8 protein-coding genes and 1 pseudogene are annotated in these 17868 nt (G+C 47.4%); 1 reads left to right on the forward strand and 8 read right to left on the reverse strand.

Going from position 1 to position 17868, the window contains the following annotated elements:
* Positions 1-76: 76 nt before the first annotated feature.
* The 7 genes and pseudogenes from ACOMHB_RS12970 to tnpA all read right to left on the reverse strand — a co-directional run bounded on the left by ACOMHB_RS12970 (position 77) and on the right by tnpA (position 14882).
* Positions 77-9292 (reverse strand): LamG-like jellyroll fold domain-containing protein, encoded by a 9216-nt coding sequence (locus ACOMHB_RS12970; protein ID WP_448216944.1) that lies wholly within the window; start codon positions 9290-9292, stop codon positions 77-79.
* Between the two features lie 802 nt (positions 9293-10094).
* Positions 10095-10556: a hypothetical protein gene (locus ACOMHB_RS12975; RefSeq protein ID WP_448216945.1), complete on the reverse strand. Its 462-nt coding sequence runs from the start codon at positions 10554-10556 to the stop codon at positions 10095-10097.
* Between the two features lie 431 nt (positions 10557-10987).
* Positions 10988-11389 (reverse strand): hypothetical protein, encoded by a 402-nt coding sequence (locus ACOMHB_RS12980; RefSeq protein WP_448216946.1) that lies wholly within the window; start codon positions 11387-11389, stop codon positions 10988-10990.
* 654 nt (positions 11390-12043) lie between these two features.
* A pseudogene (locus ACOMHB_RS12985) lies at positions 12044-12217 on the reverse strand (IS5/IS1182 family transposase); the annotation flags it as partial.
* A gap of 221 nt (positions 12218-12438) precedes the next feature.
* Positions 12439-14154, reverse strand: a complete 1716-nt coding sequence (gene tnpC, locus ACOMHB_RS12990) for an IS66 family transposase (protein WP_448215655.1) — start codon at positions 14152-14154, stop codon at positions 12439-12441.
* 36 nt (positions 14155-14190) lie between these two features.
* Positions 14191-14559 carry an IS66 family insertion sequence element accessory protein TnpB gene (tnpB, locus tag ACOMHB_RS12995; protein WP_448215654.1) on the reverse strand — a complete coding sequence of 123 codons (369 nt, stop codon included), beginning with the start codon at positions 14557-14559 and terminating at the stop codon, positions 14191-14193.
* Positions 14556-14882, reverse strand: a complete 327-nt coding sequence (gene tnpA / locus ACOMHB_RS13000) for an IS66 family insertion sequence element accessory protein TnpA (protein WP_448215653.1) — start codon at positions 14880-14882, stop codon at positions 14556-14558. The genes tnpB and tnpA overlap by 4 nt, the downstream gene beginning before the upstream one ends.
* A 1-nt stretch (position 14883) precedes the next feature.
* Between tnpA and ACOMHB_RS13005 the strand changes: the two genes are divergently transcribed.
* Positions 14884-15489 (forward strand): transposase, encoded by a 606-nt coding sequence (locus ACOMHB_RS13005; protein WP_448216947.1) that lies wholly within the window; start codon positions 14884-14886, stop codon positions 15487-15489.
* Between the two features lie 68 nt (positions 15490-15557).
* Here ACOMHB_RS13005 and ACOMHB_RS13010 read toward each other — a convergent pair whose 3' ends face one another.
* A complete protein-coding gene (locus tag ACOMHB_RS13010; protein WP_448216948.1) occupies positions 15558-17828 on the reverse strand; it encodes a phosphatidylinositol-specific phospholipase C domain-containing protein in 2271 nt (756 codons plus the stop codon).
* Between the last annotated feature and the right edge of the window lie 40 nt (positions 17829-17868).

Here is a 17868-nt window from a genome sequence, read left to right on the forward strand (position 1 = left end):
CGAACCATTTATGCCCCGCCGTCATTAAGAAAGGTGTGATATTTCTATCACACCCTCTCGTGAAAGCTGAAAATTATCAATAAATGCTTAAGTACTCCTGAAACAGCTGGTTAATGTACTTGATGCTTTCGTTGTCACTGAACTCCGGCAGATATTCATTCACTGCATTTCTGACCTTGGCCTCAAGCTTGCCGACAGACAGATCCGGTTCATAGACATAGGGTTCCAACAGCGCCAGCAGCTGGTGATTGCTTGTGAATTTGTCTCCGATTTTATTCATAACACCTTTGGAGCCCGGTGCTCCTGATGAGGGAGGCAGGATGCGACTGACATAAGTGACCCGGTGAAGCAGACGCCATGGTTTTTGTTTCTCATTGTCTGCCAGTTGAACTCCGGGCTTTAACACCTGCCGCAAAGCTACGGCTGAAGGGCTGCCATTCTGCAGTAGCCAGGTCGGGTCAATGACCTGGTTTCTGAGACGCTCAAATGACTCTTCGCGAGGTTGCAGAAAGAATGTGTATCCGCGGTAGGCATCAACTTTTCCCGGTCTCAGTATGGGGGCTGATATGGTGTAGTTGGTTCCAGGGTAACCGGGATTTGCCAGGGTTCTGACACTCTTGAAGGCAGCATCGCCCACTTTATTAACGCCGAACTTGTTTTTCTCGGCATTATTCACGGTATACAGTTGAAGATCCCGGTCAGGAGACACATCGGCAGTCAGACTGAACCCGGCGCTCTCTGTTTTGGACTTAGTGCGGGATAATGTCAGGTTGACATCGGCTGTCGCACCCACATCAATACCAAACCCTACACCGGAGAACAGGGCTTTTAATTTGTAGTCGGCTTTCACACCAAACTTAAAATCAAAGCTACCGGTATATGATTCACTGATGCATTCTGTATAACTGCTGGATTCATTGTACATGCCTCCATCCGCTGTCCAGATGTACTTGCTGTATATGTCGACAGCGTGCACTAATTTCGGCGGGGTGTACTCTTTATGATCACCTTCTGAATCATTGGCATAGCCGACAACGGCGCTCTCTTTTGCCTCTGGTAATCCCAGTGCGTAATCGAATGTTCTCAGCTTCGCTGAATTCCAGCTTTCATACTCCGCTTCAATTTCTGATTGCTCGTCATCAACCTCCTTGACCAGCTCATAGGTTTCCGATGGTTTGTAATAACTGTACTCACCATAGCTTCCGCTCTGCAGATAGTCCGGGTCCTTGACCAGCTGGTAACTGGTGTCGGCTGTAGTAAAACCAAGTTTGCCGTCCAGGGTTCCCTGCTTGATATAGTTAGGGTTGATCGGGAAGGTAATAATGTTCCGATCCCTTGGTATCTCTTTATTGGGAACCACGAACATACCCACCAGAGCCTTGGTTTCCCTGACTCTCAGCCCGTAGATATCGGCAGTGAGTGATTCCACAAGCGCCGTTCCATAGTTCTTGGGAATAAACCGTCGCTGTGGAGTCCAGTAGCGGCCATCGACTCTTTCCGGTTCCCATTTACCACCAAGTGACTGTTTGAACTCCTGGCTCTTCGAAAGCGAGTTGCTCAGAGCTTTCTGGGCACTGAAGCCGCCACCGAAGTAAGTTGATATTCCTCCTGTTACGCTGCCTTCACCTTCGCCTCCGGTAAACCCAACCCCGAAGCCAAGAGGGGCAACTTCTACATCCGCCTCAAACTTCATTTGATAGCCGCCCTCAACAGATAGGCCAACACCACCGGAGTCAGATCGCGACAGGCTCCATGTATACTGGTCGCTCTCACTGGTAGCTATGTCGACTGAAGACGAACCGCCATAGGATTCCGCTTCACCTACGATCAATCCGGTTGAGGTCAGGTTTTCTCCAGGAACCGGAGGCGCCCCTTCGCTGTATCCAATGATCTGCGGATCTGTCTGTCCCTGGCTCAGCCACTCGGTATAGAGTTCGGCAACAGGAACGCCGGTGAAGATCTTGATATCTCCATTTTCAACAGAGGCATAGGCTGCTTTTCGCAGGGAGCCAGCCACCTTGTTGTTATCATCGAGATACACCGCATTATAGAAACCACAGGTCACAGGCTGGGAAGCACTGGTGCGAATATGGTAAGGCGAAGGCAGGGCCTGGAAGTAATTGGAAACATAAGGCGTTCCCTCATTACTGATCGGTGCCACCGACAGTTTGTTGGAAGCATCGCTTGCGCCTTTCTCAAGCAGGGTGAAACCTGTTCCCGCCCGGTTATAAGCTTTCTTCTCCCTGAGGTTGAAGTCATAAAGCAAAGCGAAGTCACTGAGCGCCCCCGGCGATGAGCTGAAAGCCGATTGAATGATATCAACCCTGGTTCTGGCTTTTTTCCAGACCCGCAATTCACCAAGATGACCATGTGCATACTTGGCATTCGTCGATACATTGGTTTTACCTAACAGCAGGTTCTTCCGATTGGAGAACACATTGTTGGGTGCGACGGTGTCCAGCAGTGTTATGTCGTCACCATCCACATACAGCTTGGGCCGATTGGAAGAGTCGTTCAAACTCCAGGATGTACTGCGAATTTTGAAGTAGCGTCCCTTGTTCGGAGTTTTCACGTCATAGGCGCGTTCACCTGTTTTCTCGTCGAACTTCCAGTAGGCCACCAAGCTGTTCTCAGAGGTTTTGATCTCGGCAAGGTGAGTACTTTCTGCCTTGTCTTCTCCCCAGATCACCAGTCGGCCGATCTCTCTGGTAATGCCAGTATCTCGTCCGAATTCCAGTTCGTTGGTTGAGCTGGAGTTAAAGCCATCAATGTAAAATGTTTCCGACTTGGGTGTACCAAGCCTAGTGCCAACACTTCTCTTCATTGAGTAGAGATAGATTTTGCAGACAACCTTTGAGTTTCCGCTATTGCCCGAGTCAGAGGGCGGAGTAGTGACATCGTTAACGGTATACTGCTCATTGTTCACGGTGACCCTGGCGCCACCAGGAACAAGTTCGGAGATATCTCCCATATTGGAGTAATTAATATTGGCGCTCTTGTTAACAGCCACAACAACTCTGTACTTCTTGTTAGCTTCCAGAGGAGTGCTGTGTATCACTTCGTGATCAGTGTTACTTGAGTCGGTAAACTCAAAGGCCATTTTTCCACTGTTCTTGATGGAGATCTTGAAGTTATCGCGAAACTCCAGCAGAGACTTGGTGCTATCAACAGTATCAACCGAAAAATCCATCGCAATTGTCTGTGACCCATTGATTCCCAGCGCATTATTCTTGGGCGCCGATTTGATGGCAGGCACATTGTCGGCAAGGCGTATGCCTGTGGTTGAAGGAGAAACAAAGGCAATATGTTTCATTATGCCTGCCGTGAATGAGTCTTCAGAGAGATAAGTCTTGCCTGATCTCTGCAGACGTACCTTTAGGGACTTGCCTGTCTTGTCTGCAGGAACCAGTGACATCTCAAGCCGCTTTCTGGCATTGGTACTGACATCATCCAGACAGAACAGGGTGTGAGGGTCAGAGCTGACAGCGGGCTTGTACCAGGCCTCAATAGTCAGATCGTTATGTTGATCAACCGGCCACTTCCCGATGGCTTTGCTGTCGACTTCAAGGTAATTGTTGCCGCCGAATTCAACCCCCCGGTCGAGTTTACCAACGCTCCAGCGATTACTGAGAATGGATTTTGTCGGCACCAGTTCGATGACATTTTTGACACTTCCGCCCTGGGAGGATTTTGGTGAAACCCGGATTAGCCGACTTCCTTTATCCAGAGAACCTCCAGCTTCAAGGGTCACGGAAGCATAGTTGTAAGTGACAATATCAGGTGCCAGATCACTATTGCCTGCTATCCTGGCCGCCTTGCCATTGAGAACTGTGGCAAACTTCTGGGCAGCCCTGGGAACATTGATCCAGGTCTCGCTGAGACCAAGTTGGCTATTGGCTATCACCACCTTGCATAGCAAGATGTCGCTGTCGTGATCCGAGATGGTGATGCGGGTGTTTTGATATTCAACCTCCGTCGTTGGTGCACTGGCCACCAGAGCGTCATTAAGGCTGGCCCGAAGAACAAATGTTGCCCGCTCTGAATCTGTCATATACGACAGGCATTCAAAACGGTGACAGTTATTCTTGTAAAAGAGTTTCAGACCTCCTGAACCGGTTCTGATAAGTGATGGGGATGTGCTGGTCCTGATACCCAAAAGCGAAGCTTTCACCGTCAGTCCGCCCGGGTTCATGCCAACAATCGGCATCAGCAGGTTTTTACTGCTCTGGTAGGTTTTGGTGAATCGTTCCAGACGGTCGTTGGCTTCGGCATAGTTGAAGTAGAGGTCCATCACTAGACCAAGCAGGAACAGCTTGGGATCAACCGTGATCTTTTTGATCTGGCCGGATTCAGAATAGCGATAGACCATGCTGGGCCAAAGGAAGGTGCTCGCGACATTGTCGGTCTTGCCTATAAACCTGGTCTGGTAGTCTGACCAGCCAAACTCACCGATTTCAGACAGGAACTTGCTATAACCTTCCAGCTTCTTGTGGCCAAGATCGGTATCAGGAAAGTGCTCTACCGTGTTCGGCAAAAAGTTTTCAGTAGAGCCATCCATGGCACTGTAGGTGTAATTAGAGAGATACGAGTTTGTGAAACTGATCTCGTTGGCATCAAGCTGTGGTTTTCTCAGGGTATTACCATCATAAACCGCAGTTTTGTCATAGGCGCTGAGCAGTGCAGCATTGTTCTCTACTAACTGTTTGAGGCTTGGGTTTGAACCCGAGAATGAGTAACCCATATCACAGGAATATTCGAACTTTTTCGACAGGTTCTCAATGGGTGCCGGGATAGGCTCAACTGTCAGTTTCTCCAGGAAGTTGTTTAAAGCCAGATGATTGACAGCAGAATCGTAATTATCTTTATGAGTTTTTAACTCCTTCTCAAGATATTTGATATGTTCAATTGCGCTGGTGCTGACAGAGTTGGGAGCAGCAATTTTTTTCAGATTTAGACGTGTGGCGGTGTTGGCCAGGGTTCCGTCTTTGTCGAGGCAGAAATCTATGGCAGCAAGATCGTTAACGCCCTGTTTCTCAACCTTGACAACCATCAACAGGTGGCGGTCGGCCAGGATACTGCTCCGGTCATTATTATTGGTCGCCAATAACTGCTCGCCCTGGTAGTACTCGATGGAGACTCCCGGAATATCGGTGAATTTGTTGCCATCGGCATCCGTAAGTTGATACAGCCTTTTCACCAGACCGGTGCTCTCGTATTGTTTGGCAGATGATCGTTTCCAGAACAGGTTAACGTCGAGTACTGCACTGCTGCCCTGGCCTGGTACCAGCGTTGCAGTATTTCCTTCCAGGGATGAGTCAAGTACCTCTGTGCCTGAACCTTCATTAAAGGCATAACAGCCTTTCAGACCCGGCTCGATGGTATTTGGCACAATCTGTGTGACTGAGTTCAGCACATGATCGCTAAGGCCATAGGACCAGATCTGCAGATCATCAATGAGTCCGGCGGTTGCCACGCCACCAAAAACGAACTTGTTGTTGTCAATGGTGTAGCTCCCCAGTGATGGTCTTGTTGGCAGGCTGGTTTCGGATACGTTGGAGCTCTTCAGAGTGCCATCAACATAAATACTGAAATTGCCGTCTTTTACGCATACCGCATATTGATGCCAGTCCAAATCGCCAATAATGGTGCCGACCTTATGGTGCCGGTTGTAGACACTGACGTGCAGATTGTTGGTGTCATCAATCCAGATATACTGCTGGTTATGGTCACTGGAATGCAGAAGCCAGACCGCGCCATCACCAATGGCCGGAATTTTTGATGGCTTGAACCGGAACAGGATACTGAAGTCCTGGGGTTTACCGTTGGCAGAAGACCATGACCCGGTTTCATAAAACGGGTTATCCACTTTCAGGTAGGAGTTCTGAGCCAGCAGCACAGCATACCCGGCCGTTCCCGGTTTACCCTGGGTTGGAATCAGTGGTTTGTTCTCGTAAGGGTCGGTTCCTGGATGGTTCTGGAACACCCGGTCACGGTAGGCAGGGTTGGCACTGGTATAGTAGGTTTTGCCCTCGGTGTTGAAGAGTCCGTCACTCCTTGAGGGAATACTGAAATACCGAAGCACTTTGCGCCTGCTTTCGGTGGCCAGAATTGTCCAACGCCAGTCACTGCCGTTTGATGTTGGTGTGACATTGACGGAGAACTGCCCGCTCAAATCATTAATAAACGGCAGTTCATGTGTAGGTTCAATAAAGTATTTGCCGTTGGGATCCTTGACGGACTTGACGTCATCCGAGCTGAAGGCACGGAACTTGTTGCCACTTCGCTGGTGCCGCGATTCCAGGCGGGTGATAAGGAATTTGCCCTGCACCAGAAATCGGTCAACGAGTAGCGTGCTGTTGACTATCGGTGTGTTATTTCTTTCCGGAACAATCTTGTCTTCGGTTCCAGGGTATTTATCATTTTCCGATGCTGACTGTCGGGCAAGAATGATACTGTTGCCATCCGACAATACATCAAAAGGAACATTGGGGGCGGACAGGTTACCTGTTGATTTCTTGAAAAGATCCCTGGCATAAGTTGCTGTTTCCCCACCGGCGTTCAGGCCACTGGTATCAAACTTATAGTCGTCAACAACGGTGTACCCGACCTGTCGCAGTTCCGTTGGGAATTTCAGCTGTCTGACTTCTGAAGGCCAGAACGAAGCATCGGTGACCGGTTTGTTTGCCTGCTCTGCCTCTGCACGGGTGTCCTTATCAACCTGAGGCTGGCATATGGCGTAGTAAATTCGTCTATCCGACGCCATGCCAAACAGGATCAGTTTTCCCTGGTGTTCCACCAGTTTGGCGAACTGGAATGAGTAGGAAGAGGGTAGGGAGAATGTTCTTTCCAGAGGGTCGGTGAAGGAGCAGGTGTCTTCATTCATGTACTGGCAGACGGCTGTTTCATCCAGTGCATCCATAAACATTCTGACAGGGCCGATTTTGACCCCGTTTTTCAGGGCCAGTCTGGAGGCATCGGGAGTTGCACCGTGGGTGGTTGTAGAAGATGGTGCTGCACCAATATATCCAAACCGCAGACCTTCACGGCCAAAGTTGCCGGGGTGGCCTGATGCTTCCTTACTGTCCAGCGCACCATCGATATAAATATATTTATTCTTATCAGTGCCATTAAACACCACGGTGATGAAATGCCATTTCCCGTCGTTGACTGTGACTGTTGATTTGGCATCGTTGGTCGTGTTGTTGCTGGAGGTTGTCACGAAGCTGATCTTGCCATCAGAGGCTATGGACAACTCGAAGTACTTATTCTTGTCGAAGGACAGCAGAACAGAATCGCTTCCTGAGGATGGGCAGTTAATCCATGCACACAGCGAAAGGTTTCTTATCGCCCCGTTGCCGTTAAAGCTGACGGTATAGTCGAGGTAGACATGAGGGCTGCTGTCATTTGTCTTGACCAGGAAAGGAACAGGGGCATCTCTTTCATGGGGTTTCACTTTGGCGTTTGATAGAACAGCACCGGGAACCGTGCAATATTCGCCATTGAGCCGGTCATTGGAAACCTGCAGGTTTGAGAAATCAACCTTCAGGCCTGAAGGCGCAGCATACTCAGTGTGATAGGCTGCGTGATCATCATTGCTGATAAACCGCTGTTCCAGTCTGACAAAGCCGATATCTCCGGCAAAGTTTGTGGCCTGCCCGGTGGCCGTTGGGGCAACACATTGACCCAGTGTGATTCTGCTGGTCTGGCTGACTTTACCAAAGTAGAGATCCTGCTTAACCTTTTTCACCTCATTTGATGCACCATCAACCAGTAACCCAATATTGCCTTTGGTGGCATCAACCCGGACAGAGAGCAGGTGCCAGTTGTTATCATCAACCTTCTCTGTGCTCACCATCTCGATAGGGTTGGCTGATGAGGAATTATCTCTGATCTGGGCAATCAGCTTTCCGCTGTTTGAACCTGTGTTCTCAACCCAGACTTCCATAAAGTGATTGCTGCCGGAGAGAATCACCTGTCTGCTGGCAGGGTCTGCAGCAATACGGAACCAGCAGCTGAATGAAAAGTTCTCAAGGTTACCATCATCGCTGCCAAAGGAAAGGTTGTCCGGAATGGACAGGCTGCAGGTCTGGCTGTCATCTCCCCGCAGGTAAGAGAAAAGCTGTCCACCGAAATACTCGCTGTTACGGTTGAAACCGGTTAACCGTGCATGAAGGTTATTGCCCGAATCGTCAATAACGTTATTTTCCCGAACCTGATTAAATGGATAGAGGGCAAGGTACCGGTTTTTGTTGGTCAGGCTGTGTGGTCTTGCCTTCATCATCTCCTGAATTTCAGTCTGGGTTTTCAGGGATGGGAAAAAACTGACAGGCCCCAGGGAACCATTGAAATTATCGGGGTCAGCCTCTTCTGATGGACGTGCATGCACCAGTTGTTTGTTGCATTTTGACAGCGAACCAACGCAGCCGACCTGGTAATCCTCGGTGACAGACTGGCCGGAGAGTGCAGTGGTGGTGGTTTTGACCCGCTTACCATCAAGATAGATCTTCGCGACATCCAGATCTTTGTCATAAACACCGGCAACAAAATGCCAGTTGTCATCTTCAATACAGGTGCCTTCAGATACTGTTCTTACGGCAGTGACACCGTTTTCAGTTTGCCTGGGGCTTACGAATGTCAGGCTGCCTTTAGCTGCCGAACTGTTTTTATAGGCTGAATTGACCGACAGCCTTATAGTGTCTCCATAGCTGATTAGTACCCGTTCTTCTGTACCATCAGTGTCGGAAGGGTTACCAAATTCATCCGGTAACTTGACCCAGCCGCACAGTGTCATGCAGGAGTTCTGGGTGTTATAGAAGTAATCTTTCCAATTAATATTGATAAAGCTGTCTGCGGTACCTTCGGACTCAAGGTAGTTGAATGGAGTGCCGTAGTTGGTTTCATTTCTGTGGGTAAAGCTACTGACAGGTGAGACAAGATCCGACTCTGTATCAATGACAGAGACGATTTCATTATTGCTCTTGATAATGTTGCTTTCTGCAAAATCAAAAGAGACTGCGGGGATATTATGTGGGAGATGGAAAGCGTTATAACGTTCGGTGATTTCTTCGCTGGTGAGTGGTTTGAAGTCTATTGTGATGTCAGCAACGGCAGCGTACTTTGCTGAAGGTCTGAAATAGCAATTGACTGGTACAAAACCTAAATCGAAAGAAGCGTCGATGAGTTTTACGCAATCATAATAGAGCTTTATTTTAGCGTTCTCTAAGTCAAAAACCCAAGTCGTATAGACAAAGCCGCTGGTGGCAGGATTACTTCCTGTCGTTCTTCCAAGCAATTCTACAGCGGAACTATTATACAAGCTAATGTTGTTGTTTGTGGGATGGTGCTCATAAGTTACCCATTGAGCTCCCCATGTCGTCTTACTAGCTAGATTGAATAGAGCGAAAATGTATCTCACCCCCCATTTGTTGGGAATATTCAGGAATGAAGTCCAGCAACTTATAGTTAGCCCTTTATCACCCAAGTTGGTCATATCATCAAAGTCTTCGGCTATTATAGAAAACTCATGTTCTCTCCAGCTCCTGGGTGGCTTCCATGGTAGATATTTTCGACCATTTATCCCCCGACTGTTTGTTATTATCCCATCTCGTGTATTTCTGTCCGGGGTACTGCCTATTCGATAATTCCCACACATTGATGTGATGGAATTATCTGTTACGGAATCTTCAAACAGAATAAAACGTGCAGATTTGTTAGTACTCATTTCTGATTTACCATATTTGGACAATAGAAGGTTGTGACATGATTTTGCACATGCCGGTGGATGGATCTTTTATATCGGGTGATGATTGATGATCAGTGTTGGAATGTTTTGATAAGTGAATACCTGCCTGTTAGCTATCTTAAACTGGGTGTAATTTATCTCTTTGATTGAATGTTCATTGATATACGGCCTTCGATTTGATTAATATCCTGTTTTATATGAATCATGGTCTTACTTTTCCAGATTGATAGTATTTCACAGTGATTTAATCGGGTTATGGTTTTTGGTAATCCTCCTCTTGATTTCAAAGCCCCTTAAAAATACTGAGCCAACCAGTGCAATAATAGTCAGAAGATGTCTTATGTTTAACTGGTTATTCTTGGCCATAGTAAATATTCCACGCATTCTCATACATTAAACAAGTCGCCTTTCCTTTATTGGAGTTCCAGTAAAACTTGGCATACCTTGCTAATGCGGCTATATCACTCTTGTCTGGTATTGGCTCAGTGAATCTAAGGAAGAATATTCTTGCTATGGCCGCTGCAAAAGCCGGGTCAAACAGCAGTCTCTTTACTGATAAGTTTTCCTCTTTGTTTAGATACCCTCTAGAACAGCCGTAGGCTACAACATCCTGATAGGTACGTGGCTCTATCTGGAATATTGATAGGGCAGGCCCGTGAACCTGCTTGTTGTAATGAAACCCTCCTGATTCATGTGCAGCTATCATGCAGAGAAGTTGAATAGCTGACTCACTGACTGGCAGATGGTATTTTTCCAGTGCAGCTCTGATCATGGTACGACATTGTCGGCCTTCCTCTTCTTTATTACTAAACATTGTATTTTCCAGTTCGGTTGCAAATATTCTGATAGACTCATTCTCCAGACGCGATCAGGCTGCCAGAGAATACAAGTATTCCCAATCATTGACGGTTTCGTTTTTGCCATGACCCCAGCCTGATTTGCCTTTTAAAAAGGGGCGAGCACTCACAATGACACACGATTATAAACGTCATGGAACAACTACCTTATTTGCATTACTCAGTTTTTTTAAAAGCCCTATACCTGGACAGCCAAAGCAAATGACATATTGGAAAAGGTGTTTCTTGCGAACCGTTGATTAAGCTCTAAACCGAGTGAGGTACTTTACTAATATCCCTTTTTGATCCCGGTAACTCAGATTGTAACGCCTATGTCAGCGAACGTACTGGAAGATAAGATTTTGGAATAGTGGTGATCAGAAAGTGATTTTGTAAAGAAATCGATAAACTAATGATAATTTGATTGACTGTTTCGTAATTGTTCCTCAATAACAATGATGTCACGGCGAAGCGTTTCCAAAGATCGCTCGGCCTGATTCCACCGAACCTCCTGAACTTTTTCAAAGGCGTCTACGCTGGCGCTATTATCGCCCACCTGCCGCTCCAGTTTTATGCCCCAGATCATTAACGAACTGATGAAACCAAGTAGTGTAACGATGCTGGTAATGTCGAAATTCTCAGGTAGCTTCAAAGTATTTCCTCCAAGTATTGGTGTACGTATCAGCAGTCGCCCTGCAAAGTGAGGTATTCCAATAATTCCAGGGGCATCGAGCGAGAGCTTTAATGTCCTTATTAATGAGAAGAGGTTCGGTGAACCTAAGAAAGAATATTCTCCCCATAGCTGCTGCAAAACCTGTATCGAAAATTAGCCGCTTTTCCGGACAGGGAATCTCGCTCTGAGGGAATCCTTTTCTGAAGACTTACTTACAAATTATTGTTGAATATCGTAGCCTCCATCTGAAATATTGACAATGCCGGACTGTTGTTCTGTTTGATATAGACAAAGTCACCTGATTTATGGACGGCAATCACACATAGCAACCAAGTAGCAGATTCTGTGTTCGGCAAATGGCGTTGTTCCAGTATCTGTTTGATCATAAGACGGCACAGAAAATTTTCGGGTGACATGAATACATTTGTACAGGAACTAAGAGTGCTAGAAATTCATCACAATCCATAAAGTCAAGGCATAAAAAAGCCACTACTGGTAGTGGCAGAGGTTGGGGGCCTTACAAGGCTCTATGTGACAGCAAGATTGAAAGCATCTCATAGAAAACCCATCCTATGGACGAAGGATAGAAAAGATGTCAGCTTTTGCTAGAAAATAATTGGATTTTTTTAGAATAAATAATGCTTAGGATGACTCAGTTGATGCGAACTTTTTACGCGTAGATTCCTCTGATGTCTCCAACTAGTGGGAACGGTGGAATAGGCCGGGTATAATGACGTCGGATGTCGTTGGTTTATCAATATATTTGTATAACTTACTTAAGTGATAGCTGTTAAGTGTTTCTACCAGTGTATGACAATCATAAGGGTTATCATTCAACGCTTGATAGCAAACGACAAAGTTATTACGGTAAGTTACCGCAATGCTGACTTTGCTACCAAACTCATAGCGTCTGAGTGCTTTGCATTTGTTGATACAGACCGTGTCCGGTTCATGAAGGCTGTATATACAATCGTTTCAGTTGCTGGTGCTCGGAAGGTATATGGAATGGAATCCTTGAAGTACTGAATAAAGATTGTGATATGGAGTACCTCTTGGTTGATGGTTCAATTACCCGTGTTCATCAGTATGGTACCCCCCAAAAAAACAGCTCAAGCGACTGAAGCGATTGGTAGGTCGAGAGTAAGCGCCAAATAAACCAGCGTACTGGCTGCCGCCCCCAAGATTTCTTATTCTTTGCCTGTCTTAACATTCCAGGGGAGAAGCTGTTCCAGTTTCTCAACGGTATCGGCGTAAGGCAGCTCTTTTAAAATATGGTTCAGGTAATTGAAAGGCTCCAGACCATTCACCTTTGCGCTTTCAATCAGGCTGTATAAAAGGGCACTGGCTTGCGCCCCTTTTGGCGTGTCTGCAAACATCCAGTTCTTGCGGCCAATAGCGAAGGGGCGGATGGTGTTTTCCGCTGCGGCATTACTGATATCCAGGTGGCCGTTGTCACAGTAAACGACCAGTTTTGGCCATTGGTTCAATGCATAGCTCATGGCTTGGTGCGACAGGCTGCCCGGGTCTAGCCTGGTTATGTTTTTCTCCAGCCATACATGAAAGTCGTCCAGTAGTGGCTTACTCTTTTGCTGACGCAGGATGGCTTTTTCTGATGGAGGAAGATCTCCTATTTCTTTCTCAATGGCGTAAAGCTTACCGATTTTGCCTAAAGCGACATTCGCCTTGCTAACGCGGGTGTTTTTCACCTTTTTGCCCGGTTTGGCTTCGCCCTTCCTGGCATCCAGAAATTTCCTGCGAACGTGGTCGAAGCAACCCGCCTGGGTGATGCCTTCTTGTTTGCATACAGCGTCGTAACTGGCATACCCGTCAGTTTGCAGGTAACCGCTGAACCCTTCGAACAGACGCAGGGGAACCTCCTTGCCTCTTGAGGGATCGTATTCAAACACCACCGATGTTTGTCCGGGTGGCCCACCAAGGCTGACCCACATATATTTGTCAGAGTTGATGGACTTGCTGGTTTCCTTGATCACCTGAATTCGGGTTTCGTCAGCATGGATCACCGAACCGGTCTTTTGATGATCTCTCATCAAATTGATGAGTGGCCGCAGTTCTGTAGACAGCCGAATCAAAGAGTTGGCCATCGTCGTCCGGGTGACAGAGCCACCGTATCGCTTGAGGATATTCTCTTGCCTGTACAAAGGCAGTGCGTCGCAGTACTTGGAGACAATGATCCAGGCCAGTGTGCAAACAGAGAGTGAAGATTTGGGCAGTGGGTGTTTTGGCAGCTCTGCAACTTTAATGACCCGCTTCTCCTGTCCATGCTCATCGACTTCTGGAAAGACTGCTTTCTCTTGCAGAATTTCTTTCACCTGAACCTTGGTCGGAACGATATCAAGCTCTTCACGGACTTTGACAAAGAAGGTATCAATGGCTCCGGCTTTTTCTTCTTCACTGAGTTCAGAGCGTTCCTGCACTCTGGGCAGAGACTCTGAAAATGACTTGCGCCCTGTTTTCTTTTTGCGTGGTTTTGGAGGCTCTTGCTCTGGCTGACCTTCAGCTTCGTCTTGCTCTCCGGTGCAGCCTTCCAGCTCCACCTCGTTGAAAATGTCGACCTGGCTGTTGTTTTTTTCAGTGCTTCTTCCGTACAGGCGGGATCGGGAGAGCCTCAGGTACTCTTCCAGTTGCGCAATGCGTTTTTTTTGAGAATCGATGACCTCTGACTTCTTTTGAATAATGTCGTCTTTTTCAAGAAGGGCATTTTCTTTTTCAAGAAGGGCATTTTCTTTTTCAAGAAGGGCATTTTCTTTTTCAAGAATGACACTTTCCTGCGAATGGATCGCCTCAAACAAGGCGACCATTTCAGGGTTAGTCTCAGCCTGATGAAAGGGCAAATCCAGTGCGGATTTCGGCTGAAAAATCAGAGTGTCGGCGGTCGATTTCATGGTCGCTATTTTACCATAAAACCCTGAAAAACAGGACTAAAAACAGCTCTCATAATGCCTTTTTTTATGGGGTTGCATGGCATTGAGATTGTAGCCGTCCAGCAGCCAGTTTAATTGTTTCCCGGTTAATGTAACCAGCTCTTCGTCCGGTTTGGGCCAGTGGAATTTGTCCTCAGACAGGCTCTTGTAATAAAGCACAAAACCATTATCTTCCCAGAACAGGCACTTGATTTTATTACGCTGCCGGTTGGTAAACGCATATAAATAGCCGTCAAAGGGGTTGTGCCCCAGCTCTTGTTCAACCAACACAGCAAGCCCACGAAATGACTTGCGAAAGTCAATCGGCTCCCGGTAGAGAAACACCTTTGGTAATACCTCTGACGGTCGCATAACCGGGGTGTTCATAGCATATCCCTCACCAGTTGCTCACAAAGCGACAGGTTACTTTCATCAATACCGGACACTGTTACACCACTGGGTAGGGTGATGGAGAGTGGTGTTATCCGAGAAGGCGCACCAGGTTCTGGTTGGGGTGTTACCTGGACAAAGCCAGAGTTGTTCGGGGTCGGTTTTACGCTGGGGGTTGTGTCGAGTTTACGCTTCCAGTATCCGAATTTGGATACCCTTATACCATGCTGTTGGCACCACGCACTCTGAGTCAAACCTGAATCCCGCCACGACTGAACACGCTCTAGCCATTCACTGTCTGCGGGTAATTTCTTTGACATATTGGCCTCCTTATATCGGGAGGCTAATCATTTCAAATGGGGTTTTGATTCTGAAGGGCGTGGGTTTATTTGGCGTTTACGGTCGAGAGGTGGCTTAACAACCAAAATTCATGCTGCCACGGATGCTCTTGGTAACCCTGTTCGCTTTATTCTCACTGCTGGGCAGGTCTCAGAGTATGGTCAGGCAAATGCACTGATAGAGGGTTTCTCTGCTGATTTTATTCTTGCCGATGAAGGTTATGACTTCAATGAGTTTCTCCTTCAGATCAAGGGATCTGTGCATGCCATTGCTCATAATGTGGGTGCCAAATACGGTGTACCACATTGCGTGGCTAGCTCGACTGTCTTGCCCAAAGTTATGGGATTTTCGTTTGATAAAGCGTCAGCCAAAATGGCTCTAATAGCCAAAGAGTGTAGTTTAGCCAAGTCGGAAGACAGTGAAATTACAGTGTCTAAAACCCTCATCGATCACATTATTGTTATGAGCGAGGAGTTTAATGTTCCGCCGTATTTTGAAGCGCTGCAAGCAGCGGGTATTCCTCAGATTGCCGCTGCAGCACTTAAGGGGGCACACTTTATGCTATTTATTAAAAATCGAGCTAAGTAGCCAACTGAGTAATCAATGCGCCCTGCACACCATAGCACTAGGCCGTGGTGAGCGGTAATTAGCGCTAATTAATTCCCCCAGTGGATGGTTTGTGCTGCGCTACCATCTGCATCCCACAGCCACAACGGCTGCCCATTGATGTTATCACCCCACTTCAAATCCAGCGCTAGATAAGGTGCAACACGTGGTCGAATCGTGTGGCCTTGCCAATCCCATTTGAGGTTGATGTGATCTTCACAGAGCCATTGACCAATATCACTTCCCGATACCGTATGGCCGCGGCTATCAAGACACATGTCAGGATTGTGTTGATTGCGGATCAAGCCCGTCGCAGATTCATACACCCAGGTTTGCCAAGCGCCACCGTGACAATCCCACACAAAAACCTCGGCGCCATTGTCGCCACTGCGGCCATTTTCAATACATTTGCCCATTACCTTTAGTTCGCGATATGGCTGCACGGCTTGGTGTGGCGTATCAATCACCGCCTCTGGACCAGCAAGCCAGTGAACCTTGGTCAGATCAAGCACCTTGTTACTATCAATCACATTAATATCAAAGGTATTCACGCTTAAGCCTAAGTTAACATCCAGTCCCACTTTGGTGGTATTGAGATAAGCCGTGGCATCATACTGCCCACCTGAGCCACCATCGCTCCAATCCCACATATAGCCACCATCTCTGAGTAAATCATTGCGTACGCAACGCAGCATGTCGGTACTAGGCTGGTTGAAACTGTGATTAGTAATCGCAATATCGCCTAAGCAGGTATAGCCAGCCGATGGCACAGGACTCCATAAGGTCACATCTTGATCGCCACCGGTCTTGGTGTCATTCCAGCGCCACTGATAAGACACTGGCTTGGCCAACATCCCACTGCCATCATCATAGGCAATAATGCTACTGCCAGGCTTGCGCCCATAGCTAGAGGCATAAGGTCCGCTGGTTGCCAAGCCGACGGTATCCCCTAAGCGATACCAACCTGGTGGTATGTCCTTAGCTCGCCAAATCATAATATTGTTATTGCCGCCCGTGCCGGTGTCGGCGTAATTCCAGCTGTAGCGATTCCAGCTAGTCACCTGTAAGGCCTTTGTGGAGTTTTGTTTGGCGATATAGGCTTTATCGGCGCCCGTTAGCCACGTGCCTTCCAGATCAATATCCGAATAATTTAGCCAAAATTCGCTATGGCCAGCCTGTTGCGCAGCGCTTATGGCCGCTTTGTTTTGTTTAGCCGTTCTGGGGACGTCAAACGCAAAACTTGCGCCAAATTCGCTTTGGCATTGGGCAGGCCCTTGTTGCCAATTCCCGCTGGCACTGGTCACTTTCCATTGCGAACCATCGCTGCAAAAATACGCAAAGCTCATATCACAGGGCACATCGTTAAACCCACCATGACCACTAACGGCGCAGTCTTCATTGCCACCAGTGTTATTCGGTTCATTGTTCTGCCAACTCCAGATGGCCGTTGTGGTACGCGGGTCATTGTGCTGTAACCAGTCAAATCCAAATACTGAACCACCGCATTGCATTAACGGCTGAATCATATCGTTAGGTACAAACTGATCGAACATGAAATCGCCTTCGGCGGCTGAGTCATAAAACAGTGAATAACGGGTATCCGAATGGCTAGAGCAATTGAGTAATGCTGCACGGTTCGCTTTAACATCACCGCCATCGTTCTCGGGGTTGGTGGTGCCAAAGATCCAATGGCGCCCGATAGGTGTGCCGGAGGCACCAGCATAGCCCTGAAAAATTACCTGCTTGCCCTTTGCCAGCATATCTGCGGGAGTCAAATCACTGGGGAAATACACAATCCCACCAGCGCCCTCCGGGCGCTCAGGGCGGTAAACAATATCCCCCATCGTTCGTTGTATCGCTTCGGCAAAATAGTGATAGTCGTCATCATCCATTTGGTCTTCAAGCTTAATCACAATCACTTGGTCGCGGTTTTGCCTGGCCCAATCTGCTATTTCACGTAGTGCATTATCTGTATAAATAAAATCACCGGTAATAATGCCGCAGCGTCCGCCGTTGTGGCACAAAACCGTAGAGACGTACTCCATATGGGTATTGCGCCATAGATCAAGCTCTAAAAACCTGGCACCCTCATTGAGCTGGGCGGTGATACTCATGTCCTGATTTTCGTATAGATTCATGCCGTACGCATTAGAGCTATATGAGTTATGCGTACCGATAATATTGTTTTGTACAAGAGGCGTATGTTTTTGTAGATTGTACTGTAAGGTCAACGCTTCTTGAGCCCAGCCTGCAGAAGCGGCCTTACTTAACAGCACGGTAGATAGACCTACCAAGGGTAACTTTAGAGGTGTTTTTTTCATTATTATTTTCTAAATGTATTTGGAACGATTGGTAGTAAAG

This window comes from Endozoicomonas sp. 2B-B (genome assembly GCF_053470045.1).

Excerpts from the sequence above, each read along its gene's own strand:
- ACOMHB_RS12975 (WP_448216945.1), bottom strand. The coding sequence starts at position 10,556 with ATGTTTAGTAATAAAGAAGAGGAAGGCCGACAATGTCGTACCATGATC.
- tnpC (WP_448215655.1), bottom strand. The coding sequence starts at position 14,154 with ATGAAATCGACCGCCGACACTCTGATTTTTCAGCCGAAATCCGCACTG.
- tnpB (WP_448215654.1), bottom strand. The coding sequence starts at position 14,559 with ATGAACACCCCGGTTATGCGACCGTCAGAGGTATTACCAAAGGTGTTT.
- tnpA (WP_448215653.1), bottom strand. The coding sequence starts at position 14,882 with ATGTCAAAGAAATTACCCGCAGACAGTGAATGGCTAGAGCGTGTTCAG.
- ACOMHB_RS13010 (WP_448216948.1), bottom strand. The coding sequence starts at position 17,828 with ATGAAAAAAACACCTCTAAAGTTACCCTTGGTAGGTCTATCTACCGTG.